The organism is Acidobacteriota bacterium (genome assembly GCA_022562055.1).
GTDB lineage: Bacteria > Actinomycetota > Acidimicrobiia > Spongiisociales > UBA5794 > BMS3BBIN02.
The window spans coordinates 1-11,123 of record JADFQA010000059.1; the positions used below are offsets into that span (position 1 = coordinate 1).

The 11,123-nt window shown below is 58.8% G+C and carries 11 protein-coding genes; 4 read left to right on the forward strand and 7 right to left on the reverse strand.

All coding sequences use genetic code 11. The features are described from left to right. The 3 genes from IIC71_14515 to IIC71_14525 form a co-directional block, all read left to right on the forward strand. Positions 1-981: aminotransferase class V-fold PLP-dependent enzyme (locus tag IIC71_14515; GenBank protein MCH7670393.1), on the forward strand; the 981-nt coding region annotated here is incomplete at its 5' end. Continuing rightward, positions 971-1,852: an alpha/beta hydrolase gene (locus IIC71_14520; GenBank protein ID MCH7670394.1), complete on the forward strand. Its 882-nt coding sequence runs from the start codon at positions 971-973 to the stop codon at positions 1,850-1,852. The genes IIC71_14515 and IIC71_14520, both read left to right, overlap by 11 nt. Positions 1,853-2,014: 162 nt before the next feature. Next, the gene (locus tag IIC71_14525; GenBank protein MCH7670395.1) at positions 2,015-2,716 is read left to right on the forward strand and encodes a hypothetical protein; all 702 of its coding nucleotides are present in this window, start codon (positions 2,015-2,017) and stop codon (positions 2,714-2,716) included. A 73-nt stretch (positions 2,717-2,789) separates the two neighbouring features. On the opposite strand, the gene IIC71_14530 is transcribed toward IIC71_14525, so the two are convergent. The 5 genes from IIC71_14530 to IIC71_14550 all read right to left on the reverse strand — a co-directional run bounded on the left by IIC71_14530 (position 2,790) and on the right by IIC71_14550 (position 7,178). Further along, positions 2,790-3,428, reverse strand: a complete 639-nt coding sequence (locus IIC71_14530; GenBank protein ID MCH7670396.1) for a nitroreductase family protein — start codon at positions 3,426-3,428, stop codon at positions 2,790-2,792. A 248-nt stretch (positions 3,429-3,676) separates the two neighbouring features. Beyond that, positions 3,677-4,357, reverse strand: coding sequence for a hypothetical protein (locus IIC71_14535; GenBank protein MCH7670397.1), 681 nt, complete (start codon positions 4,355-4,357; stop codon positions 3,677-3,679). Positions 4,358-4,366: 9 nt separating this feature from the next. Continuing rightward, positions 4,367-5,482 carry a Na/Pi symporter gene (locus IIC71_14540; GenBank protein MCH7670398.1) on the reverse strand — a complete coding sequence of 372 codons (1,116 nt, stop codon included), beginning with the start codon at positions 5,480-5,482 and terminating at the stop codon, positions 4,367-4,369. Between the two features lie 91 nt (positions 5,483-5,573). After that, positions 5,574-6,527 carry a sulfotransferase gene (locus tag IIC71_14545; GenBank protein MCH7670399.1) on the reverse strand — a complete coding sequence of 318 codons (954 nt, stop codon included), beginning with the start codon at positions 6,525-6,527 and terminating at the stop codon, positions 5,574-5,576. Positions 6,528-6,908: 381 nt separating this feature from the next. Continuing rightward, positions 6,909-7,178: an ATP-binding protein gene (locus IIC71_14550; GenBank protein MCH7670400.1), complete on the reverse strand. Its 270-nt coding sequence runs from the start codon at positions 7,176-7,178 to the stop codon at positions 6,909-6,911. Between the two features lie 335 nt (positions 7,179-7,513). On the opposite strand from IIC71_14550, the gene IIC71_14555 reads away from it, so the two are divergent. After that, positions 7,514-9,265 carry a hypothetical protein gene (locus IIC71_14555; GenBank protein ID MCH7670401.1) on the forward strand — a complete coding sequence of 584 codons (1,752 nt, stop codon included), beginning with the start codon at positions 7,514-7,516 and terminating at the stop codon, positions 9,263-9,265. Here the strand turns inward: IIC71_14555 and IIC71_14560 are convergent. Next, positions 9,246-9,839 carry an FKBP-type peptidyl-prolyl cis-trans isomerase gene (locus tag IIC71_14560; GenBank protein ID MCH7670402.1) on the reverse strand — a complete coding sequence of 198 codons (594 nt, stop codon included), beginning with the start codon at positions 9,837-9,839 and terminating at the stop codon, positions 9,246-9,248. The two genes, IIC71_14555 and IIC71_14560, sit on opposite strands and share 20 nt — an antisense overlap. 78 nt (positions 9,840-9,917) lie before the next feature. Beyond that, on the reverse strand, positions 9,918-11,123 hold a 1,206-nt coding region (locus IIC71_14565), incomplete at its 5' end, for a sigma-70 family RNA polymerase sigma factor (GenBank protein ID MCH7670403.1).

Below are 11,123 nucleotides of genomic sequence, written 5' to 3' on the forward strand. Positions count from 1 at the left end.
GGCGCCCTCAACTACAAGGACGCCATCTTTATGTCGCCACACAAGTTTGTTGGAGGCCCGGGTACACCGGGAGTTCTTGTTGCCCGCAAGGCGCTGTTCGGCAACCGAGTGCCCGCGAACCCGGGGGGCGGCACCGTCGCGTACGTCAACTCAGAGAAACACCGCTACCTCGACGACATCGAACGCCGCGAAGAGGGTGGCACACCGGCCATCATCGAGTCGATCCGGGCTGGCCTTGTGTTCCAGCTCAAAGCCGCCGTCGGGACCGAGGCGATTCGAATCAACGAAGAGGCATTCATCACCAGGGCGATCGCGTCATGGTCAAGAAACCCGAATATCGATATACTCGGAAACCCGCAGGCCGACCGGTTGTCGATCGTCTCATTCATCATCAAGTACGGCGATCAACACCTCCACCACAATTTTGTCGTCGCCGTTCTCAATGATGTGTTCGGAATCCAATCTCGCGGCGGATGTTCGTGCGCAGGGCCATACGGGCACACGCTGCTCGGAATCGGCAACGAAGAATCCTCCCGCTACGACCAACAAGTGGCTCTCGGATGCGAAGGAATCAAGCCTGGGTGGGTGCGGGTCAACTTCAACTACTTTCTCTCAGAAACCGTGTTCCAGTTCATCGTCGACGCCGTCCACCTGATAGCAAACCGAGCAGCCGATCTCCTCCCCTACTATCGCTTTGACGCGGGCACCGGTCTCTGGCTCCATACAAATCCCGTGCGCGACCCACCCCTCAGCCTTCACGATGTCGAATATGAAACCGGTGACATGCAATACAGGCACAGGCGCCGACAGGACCGACAATCTGAACTCGTTGGATACCTGGAGGAAGCGACCCGAATTTTCGACGCCGCGGCGTCGTCGTCACCGCCACCCGTGCCGGCGCTGACCGCAACACAAGGCTTTGAGACCCTGCGCTGGTTCCCGCTGCCTGGAGACGTCGTGGCGGTTTCTCGTGACACATGAATCCGCACCCACCTGGTTCACACGCGCCCTTGGCAGCCGACCAACATCAAACACCGTGGAGGTCGGCGGAGCCAACATCCACTACCTAACCTGGGGCCATATCGGTCGACCCGGACTTGTCTTTGTCCACGGCGGCGCAGCGCACGCTCAGTGGTGGAGTTTCCTGGCACCCTTTTTCGCTTCCGAATTGCGAATCGCCGCGTTAGACCTCTCCGGACACGGCGATTCGGACCGCCGCGACTCGTACTCGCACATGATGTGGGCGGATGAGGTGATCGCAGTCGCCCAAGCCGCGGGTATGGACGAGCCGCCGATCGTCGTTGGCCATTCCCTCGGTGGAATGGTGACAATCCAAGTCGGATTCTCTCATGGTGACGAAGTCGCCGGCCTCGTCATTGTTGACTCACCGGTCAGAAGACCCGATCCCGAGTCGGAAGAGGCGTCGACCGGCAGGTCGTTCCGTCGGCCAAGAACGTACCCAGATCTTGAAACGGCCGTGAAACGCTTTCGGCTCGTACCACCGCAACCCTGTGAAAACGGCTACATCATCGACCACATTGCCAGAAACTCGCTGATAGAGACGCCAAATGGCTGGACATGGAAATTCGACCCGAACATATTCACCCGCACGCTGGTGGCTATGCGCGATCAACTTTCAAGGCTTGACACCCGCATCGCCCTCATCCGCGGGGACCTGTCAGTTGTGGTCCCACCTGACACAGCAGCCTACATGTACCAACTCATGGGACGACGCGCACCGGTCATATCGATCCCCGAAGCGCATCACCATCTGATCCTCGATCAGCCGCTCGCCTTTGTATCGTCTCTGCGGACGCTACTTGCGGACTGGGGCCACTCGACGCCGCTGTAGTCGGGTACACAGCGGCCAGCCAACCGGTTGCGATGGTCAAAAGCGGTATCGGTCAGCTTGCACTCTGGGGACAGTGTGCAACGGATCCGGTCAATCCCTTCACATTGATTCCCCAACAGCCGATACCTGGATGACACGCTCGCACACGAGAATTTAGGAACTGTGCAATCCAGACTTAGTTTCACTGAGGTGTACCACGCTGTGACACAGTGGCTGTCACACATCGAGGCAACGCCCGACAGCCTCACTGAGCCCGCGGACGGCATCGTCGAAATGCGGGCAAGCGGACTCGTCGCACGAATCAAATACACCAATGGGAAGGTCAAGCAAGGTGCAGTCCTGAGCTTGCTGCGAACCGAAGCAGACGGACAAGCAGATCGCCTCCTGTTTGCGGTCACCAGATATTCCGATGGTGCGATCGCACTCGCCAATTCGCACGTCGTTGCGCTCTACATCGTCGGACCAGACGGCGCTATCCACCCCAAAACCGCCGAGGCACACGCACTCATGCCGCGACGCCCCGTCGCGCCACCTTTTCAGCAAAAGGATGCTTCAAAACCTAACGACTCCGAGCTTCCACCTCCGGTGTGGACGCCGGACACAACAGAGTGGCTGACCTGTCCGCACTGCGGGTCTTTGCACCACCCCTACGCAACAAATTGCGTCCAGTGTCGTAGGCCGCTCCATGAGGACGACACCGCACAGACACAGGCTGACACCACCGGGGAAAACAAGCGGCGGCAGCCCGCTGACCGCGTTGCAGATTTCGCTCGACCTGTCCCCACCGCTGACCTAGGAAAGCAGCATCTACAGTGCCGAACATGCGGTTCGACGGACATCGGGCTGGTCGACCCCGACAACTAGCCCTGCGTCGCGTCGGTGGATGGCACGGCGCTGAGAGGGTTCAATCACACGAGGCTACCAGCGCCACGATCCGTCACCCGCGATCTGCCGGTAAGTCCGTGACCTCGAGCATGACATCGTTGATGTGCTTGCGTTCTAGATCCGGGACAACCGCGTCCTCAGCCGGGTAGCCGATTGGGAAGAGAACGAAAGGTCGCTCAGACCGTGGCCTGCCGAGCAGCACAGAGAGGAATGCCATCGGTGACGGCGTGTGAGTGAGGGTGGCGAGACCCATGGTGTGTAGCGCCGTAATGAAGATGCCCGCCGCGATGCCGACGCTCTCCTTGACGTAATAGTTCTTGCCACGCTCCCCGTCTGCAATCTCGCGATAACGCTGCTCGAAAAGGACCACGACCCACGGCGCTGTCTCTAAATATGGTTTTCGCCAACCTGTGCCGAGGCGTTGAATGTCGCGCTGCCAATCCTCTGGCATTCGGCCCTCGATGTAGTTCTTGCGCTCCTCTCTCTCGGCGGCCACGCGTATCGCCGCCTTGACCGCAGGGGCCTCTGTGATCACAAACGTCCACGGTTGGAAGTGAGCGCCCGACGGTGCTGTAGAAGCCGCCATTACGGCATACTCGATTGCCTTTCGGCTCACGGGACGATCGGAAAACTGGCGTACGGACCGACGCCGGTTCATGTGTTCGTAGAACGCACCACCACGAACCAGCATCTCTTGTGCGTCGTAGGCAGCGCCGCGATACGCAACGTACTCGCCCACTCCCGTGTAGGGGTACTCCTCGTCACGATTGTCATCAACCACGCATTCTCCTCGGATCGGATCGCTCCGGTCGGCACGATAGGCCACGGTGGACTCGTGTCACGCCCCGCGCAGTCCTCGAATCGGTCCGCACCAGCGACCCGACCTGGCCTACCACGGGGGGTGTCACGCGCCCCGAAGCGTCGGTGCCAGCCGTCAATTCACACGTCCTGATCTCGATCCTCGTCGGCCTCGTCGTAACGATCAAGCCGGTCGATCGGTGCGACCAACGACGTCAGGAGATTCATGCAATGTGCGGTGATGCGTTTGAGATACCTGAAATAGAGGGCGCGCGCAACGGCGTCGGATGCAGGTCCGTCCGACTTGTAGGCACGTTTCACCAACGCGTCGTACTTCTTGAGGAACCCGTCCGCCTTATCAATGAGGTGCTGCGCAGCGTCGCCGTCTCTGTTGCTAAACACCGTCGCAACATCGTCGATCAGCTTCCCAACGTTGTCCCGATAGCGCAATAGTTCGTCGCGATCGACAGCGGCGCCGAAATCCGCACCATATTTTGCCAGATCGTAGAGGTTCTTGGCGTAGTCCCCAACACGTTCAGCGTCCTTGACGACACTCATGTAGCTGAGCACGAGGGTTAGATCGAATGCCGGCGTCGTCGCGGCGTGTACAAGGAGGATGCGCCGAACCTCGGCCTGGAGCTCGTTTATCTCCTGATCAGTGCCACGAACTTCTCGTTTCGTGGCTTTCGATTTGCCACCACCAAAGACAGCCGCATTCGCGGCATCGAATACACGTCGACCGTGGCGCAACATTTCAACCAGTTTGATCTCGACTTCATCGAGAGAACTGCTCGGCTGCGATTTGAAAAACTCGAGAACCATACTCACCTCCTATAGAACCAGGATACCGACGACGGGTACTACGAGGAACAAACCGACAACGTAGACGATGGCCAACGCTTTCCTCTCTACAACGAGCGACGCCAACCACTCCGCGGCAACGACCGGTGCAAATCGGATTCGAGCAATAGGATAGATCGTCGCGATGGCAACCACGTTGAACAGCATATGGACGATTGCAATCGACAACCCGGCGGTCTGTCCCGCACCGAGCGCTGCAAGCAGCGCAGTGACCGTGGTGCCGACGTTCGCTCCGAGAGTGATCGGGTACGCCGACCGCACGGCAAGAATTCCCGATCCGACCAGCGGGATGAGGATCGATGTAGTGATGCTCGACGACTGGACCGCCACCGTTACGACAAGCCCGATCGCGATACCCACCAGACCAGACCTCTGCAGAGCCGAATTGAGAGAGTTTTCGATCCGGTTCACGACCAGCAGGCGCATGTTCTTCGTGATCAATGCAAGCGTCAGCAGGATGAGCGCAATCCCGAACGCGAGAAATGCGATGGCCAGGATGGTGCTGTTGTCAGTTAAGGTCTTGAAGGGTGCCTCAAGACCCTTCGCCAACCATCTCACCGCGCCCTTGAGCGGCGAATTGAAGGAGCCTCCGAGTTCGTTGCCGCCGGCGATCGCCGTTGCAATGCGCGTCGCCGAACGGGAAAAGACCCGCGTCACAATTTCAATGGGCAAAAATACGCTCACCGCGATGAGATTGAAGAAGTCGTGCATTGTTGCGGCCGCGAACGCGCGCCGAAACTCATCTGATCGGCGAACGTGACCAAGCGATACCAGAGTGTTCGTCACCGACGTCCCGATGTTGGCCCCCATGATCATCGGCACCGCGGCCTCGACGCTTAACACGTTGCCTGCGACGAGCGCAACAATCGTCGAGGTCGTGACCGACGAAGACTGCACCAGCACCGTGGCCAACACCCCAACAAACAGCCCAGCCAGCGGATGATTGACCTGAGAGAAAAGCGAGTCCGTAAAATCGCTTCCGAACTCAGTGATGCCAGCCTCAAGAAGCTTGATTCCACCAAGAAACAGATAGAGGAGAGCAATTACCGCAACAGCACGCGCGGGACCAGGGATACGACGGGTCATTGGCCTGTGATCTGCTCGGGAGAGACTGTTGCGAGTATTCAAACCACAGCCCGGCCGTCCGTGCAAATCGTGGCGTCCACGCCCCCAGTGCCTACGTGGGAGACTGCTTTATCGCGTCGGAACGCGCTCTTCCTCGCCACGTGTAGTAGCCGAAACGCAGCATCACAAGAAAAGTCACGACGGTTACAAACACACGCTTCCACAGCGGTAGACTCGTCCGCCAGGTTTCCGGGGCACGGAGCAAAGTCGGCCCGATTGTGAACCGATCAGGATTTCCAGCCACGGTGTGCGCACCTCCGATAGTGATTGTGCCGTCTTGGTTTACCAAAGGAGACGACCGATCAATCTCCGCAAAGCGGCGGATGGCATCCACCACCGTGGCGGGGTTCGCCACCAAGTCTTCCATCCTGACGACAAGCGTCGGGAACCTACGTTTCAACAGGCTCAAGCCGACGGTGTTGAAGAAGATCCACTGGCGCACGATCCTAATGAACCTACGGGTTTCTAGACGCTCGACAGTTGTCCCAAATGTCACGGACTTTTGGCGCGACCAGCTTGCAATCACCGCGCGAGGGTCTCTGACGAGGTGGACAACACGCATGTCCACGCTATCCGCCGAGCCCGCAACCAGCGCAAACGCAGGCGTCTTTGAAGAGTCGACAACCGTGTCCACGCCACTCGCCGATGCTAGCGAACGGTATACGCCTGCGACGGTTTCAGCGAACGCATTGAAAGCGTCATCATCGCGGAGTCGGCGCCAACGCCACCCCTGGCGGATACGTGCAACAGCCATACGTTGCTCATTGATTGTTCTGATCTCATCCTGGACCGGATTCGGACCGACGACACCGAACCACGTCTCACACTCCGCGAGCAACCGGCCACACCCACAGAGATGTGCCGGGTCTTGAGCGACGGTCCACGTGTTCCAGATCTCGCCGAATGCCGCGACCCCTTCGACGGTGTCAAGAATGTCGTTGAGCACTGTCGTGCCGGACCTTCCGGCACCCGAAATGTATATGACGCGCGTTGATTGCATGTTCATGGAGCAGTGGTAGCTGCCGGTCTCCTCAGCTGGATGTAGGGTTCATCGGCGATTGCGGTGGGACGATACAGTGATTCCCCCCGCTACCCGTGACTCAGTTCACATGCGAACGTTTGACAGAGGGGTCCGGTCCACAAGAGTCCGACGATTGTGTGATGGCCCGAACAGTGTGCGGCCGTCATTGTGAGCAGCCTGACACACGCCCACACAGTGAGAATCGCTCTCTGATGCCGAGAGTCGCTCTCAAATTTGAGAGGAAGGAGACCGCAGATGATATAAACAACACCGCTAGCGTCAGCAGCCGGTCTCTCCAGGTCGATGGCCCTTTTGTCAACGACGGTTGAAAACTGCGCGGTTTGCGCCGGTTGAATTCTGCGCGGTTTAGCGGTTGTCATTTGTGGTGGCCAGTTCGTCATGTTTGTTTTTGAGCCGGTAGAAATCGCCTTTGAGGGTGCGGATGTGGGAGTGGTGGACAACCCGGTCGACCATGGCTTCGACGGCGACGGCGTCGCCGAAGATCTCGGCCCATGCTGAGAATGTTTTGTTTGATGACACGATGAGGCTGGATTGTTCGTAGCGCGATGACACGAGTTGGTAGAACAGCGACGCGGCGTCGGGGTTGAAGGGGATGTGCCCAACAAGATCAATCACACCATTCCACCAGGGACAACGTCCCCGGTTGTCACAACTAGAGACCGAGGGGGGAACCTCACATAAGCGTCCTTCCATGGGGCCGGCAACACCAACCCCAGTTCTAGTCGCCTCTTACACAAAATGCCGGACAGTCCCCGGCCACATTCATCGCTCGGCGGACTCACCCCTGCTGAGTACGCTGAGCGCTGCCAACATCAACACCAACCAACACACCCATAACAGCTGGATCAACTAACAGGGCCCCGTCAGGTCGATAATGCTAAATCGTACACAACGAACGCCGACATAATTACGAGTGCATGATGAAAAAAAGGGGGCCTACTGGAGAAAGCGTGCGCATCCACCGAACCCAGCGAATCGTAACGGCTGCTTTAGCAGTAACGTTTGTTGCGTCCGCTGTTGTTGGCGTATCGATCGTTGTCGTAGTCGTCATCGGTCTAGCCGCGATCGGCGTATCGCTGGCGCCGTCGACCCAGGAGAACGCTTCGCAGAGCCCTGATGATCTCATCAGACAAACGGCACACGAACTTCGGACACCGTTGACGTCGATGCAAGTCGCCATAGACCTCCTCGCTGATCCGTCGATCGACCTCGAGGCCGACGAGCGTCTCGAAATACTCCAGCTTGCAGATACCGAAGCTGCACACATGCTGCACTTGATAGACAACCTGACAATGTCCACGAAACTGGCACAACAGTCGATCACGCCGGAACCGATCCCCTTCTTGCTCTCAACCGCGGTTGACCTAGCTGTGCAAAGAAATCAGGCGGTGGCGAGCCGCACATTCCGTACCGAAATCGTAGAAACGGCCGTCTTCGCTGACCCGAAACTTGTCACCCAGATCATCTCGAACCTTGTCCAGAACATCGCCCGGTACGCACCGCACGGTCGCGTCGACATCAAATACGAAACCACCAGCGAACAGGTCGTGGTGAGTTTTGCGGACAGCGGGCCTGGTATCGAACCTGCGCTGGCGGCGACAGTATTTGACGGCACAACGTCAACAATTGGACTCGGTGTCGGTCTGAAACTGAGTTGTATGCTCGCTCGCGAGATGGGTGGAGATCTCGTTCTGAGACAGGACGAAAACCGGGAGGCCGTGGGCTGTGTCTTTGTGCTCTCGCTCCCCGCGGCCGCCCCCGATGCCGTGCTCGACGCGCTGCCTTCGCATCTCGCCGACTCTCGGAACGTCGCGCTCTCCCCTCGGGCGAGGCTTGTCGTCGACATCTCATCTGCGCTATCTGAATCGTCTTTGGACATGCTGACGTCGCGGATGCACACATGGTTTTCAGACCTTCTCGGCGCCCGCGGAGGGATTTTTCTGGTCCCGCGGCCGGATGGCTCTTGGGACCCGGTCGGTTCGTTCGGGACGGTTGAAGTATTCGGTCCGCTTTCGTCAAGCGACCTGCTCGACGCCGTCGTGACGAAGCAGACGCTGTCTGCGGAACCAGACCTGAAAGATAAGTCCGTGGACTGGGTCCGACGCCTCGGGGCCGAGGCGGCTCTCTTCTTGCCACTACTGCACGACGAGGTAGTTCTTGCGGTCCTCGCTGTCGGATGGGGTGCGCGCAACGAGATGCCACAAGGGGCCGCCGTCCGTGTAGCCGAGGCGTTGGCCCAACTGGCTGCGTTCGGGTTCCGGAATTCCGTCGACGCTGCAGACCTGAGCGTGGCCCAGGCGCTGCGTGCAAGTGTTATGGAGTCCTTACCTTTAGCCATCTCGGTGTTCGAGGGCAACCCGCCTCGCGTAGTCGACTGGAATCAGGCAGAACGAGACATGCTCGGAATCAATGACGACAGCGAACGGCCGCGACTCAGCACCGAATCGATGTCGAAGTATCAACTCCGCTACGAGGACGGCACGTTGGTCAGCAACAGGGACTCGCAAGTCATGCGTTGCATTGCTACGGGGAAGCAGACAGGACCAACAACGCTGCACCTGACTCGACCGGACGGCGTGACCGTGATTGTATCCGCACGCTGCTACCCCATTCGCAACACCTACGGCGACGTGATAGGCGGTGTTGTCATGTCAGAGATTCTCGACATGGTGGAACCGAATGTTACGAAGCGGGACGATTAATAGCCATCATTTCGATCTCGAAAGTCAATGTCTCACCTGCGAGACGTGGGTTTGCGTCGACTGTGATCGTAGTGTCGGTCAGAGCGACCACCACACCTGACTGGCCGCTTCCGAGAACGACCTGATCCCCAATCTCGAAGTCGCCGTCGGCCTGGTCGCGAGAGATCTCGAATATAGCTGCGTCGCTTTTTAGACCGTACGCGTCCTCGGGAGCGATCCCTACTGTCCTTGTGTCTCCGACCTCCATACCAACAACCCCGGCATCGAATCCTGCAATCATCTGGCCACCGCCGACCGTGAAGTCGAGTGTCGAGCCGCGAGGTCGAGACTCGTCGAACACCGTGCCATCGTCCAATGTGCCTATGTAGTGCACTGACACGAGGTCACCAGCCTGCGCGGCGAGTCCGTCCGGCTGAGACTGGTCGACCTGGGTTTCGTCTGCTTGGGTCGTCGACACGGGTTCTCCCGACGTAGTAGATGTCTCGGTGACGGTTGTGGACGTTGCGGTCCCGGCACCGCCGCAGGCCGCAACAACCAGGATAAAGCCAACCGCGACAATAGCTCTGCGTTTCATTGGATAGATGCTCTCCCGTGACGATTCGGTTTCGCAAGGTTAGGCGATAGCGCAAACAAGGCCAGATCGTGCAAAAAATCAACGCACCACGTCGACCGTGATCGAGACCTCGCTGAACATGCCAGCATCGTCTTTGACCCGCATTGTGAGCACATGTGTTACCGGAGCGCCGGCCGCGCCTCTCAGAAGGATCACCGCATCCTTGCCAACCCCGAGTCTCACGCTCGTCTGGTCCGAGAACCATTCGTACGTCAAAACACCCGAACCGTCGTAGTCCGCAGACCCCGAAGCTCTACCAGACCAGAACACGCCCTGCTGATCCGAACCGTTCACCGTCAACCGGGCCAGGTCCGTGGGAGCCACGATGACAAGGTCAAACGGCGGCTGGTTGGGCGCCGTTGTAGGCGGGGCAGAGGTTGTTTTTGTTGTCGTTGTTGTTGTCGTGTCACCTAAAGCCACAGGCGTGTTTTGATTGACAGTCGTCGATACCAACTGGTCTCCGGGTAGGCGATCGGCGGCGACTGCGGTGACACCGAAGACGGCGATGACGACACCAAGCGCCGCAAGATACTTCCGCCATCGGCCAGAGGACCCCCCTCCGCCATTGCCAGGGAGTGCGCCCCATACGGAGTCCGCAAGTCCGGTCGGGGCGGGCACCGCAGCCAAAGCCGCGAGGACTTGGTGCGGTGCGAGCATGCGCTTTTTACGTTCAGTGCACTCGTCACACTCTGCGACGTGACGCTCAACGTTCTTTCGGAGTTGCTCATCCACTGGCGGCAAATCGGCGCTCGCTACCACCAGTTCGAGGCCGCGACAATGCCTGCTGCCCTTGCGGACCAGAAGGTAGGTCCCGATTTGGTCGCCGAGTCGTGCACGCATACGCGAAAACATCGTGTAGGCGTTGCCCCTGGTGACGCCGAGCACTTTAGCAATTTCCCCGGAATCGAGTCCCTGACGAACGCTCAAATCGAGCAGCATGTACTGCTTTTCGGGCAGAGCCTCCGCGGCTTCCCAGACGAGCTGTGCGAGTTCTTTCACCGCAGATGCATGCTCGGGGTCGTCGATTCTTGAAACATCGACCGCTGTGAGCAGCGGGTTCAACGGTCGCTCGTCGGTAGCGATCGGCGCCATAGGCTGCACGTTCTTGCGGTCCCGAATGCGGTTGAGCGATTGTCTGCGGGCAATCGCAAAGATCCAGCCTCGAAATGCCGCAGGCTCTCTGAGCTGGCCGACTTTGGTGTCGACAAGAACAAAAACGTCCTGCACCACCTCCGCCGCATCGGC

What these genes read in the sequence shown, in the direction of transcription:
- IIC71_14540 (MCH7670398.1), bottom strand. Translation starts at nt 5,482, where the DNA reads ATGACCCGTCGTATCCCTGGTCCCGCGCGTGCTGTTGCGGTAATTGCT.
- IIC71_14530 (MCH7670396.1), bottom strand. Translation starts at nt 3,428, where the DNA reads ATGCTGGTTCGTGGTGGTGCGTTCTACGAACACATGAACCGGCGTCGG.
- IIC71_14545 (MCH7670399.1), bottom strand. Translation starts at nt 6,527, where the DNA reads ATGAACATGCAATCAACGCGCGTCATATACATTTCGGGTGCCGGAAGG.
- IIC71_14560 (MCH7670402.1), bottom strand. Translation starts at nt 9,839, where the DNA reads ATGAAACGCAGAGCTATTGTCGCGGTTGGCTTTATCCTGGTTGTTGCG.
- IIC71_14535 (MCH7670397.1), bottom strand. Translation starts at nt 4,357, where the DNA reads ATGGTTCTCGAGTTTTTCAAATCGCAGCCGAGCAGTTCTCTCGATGAA.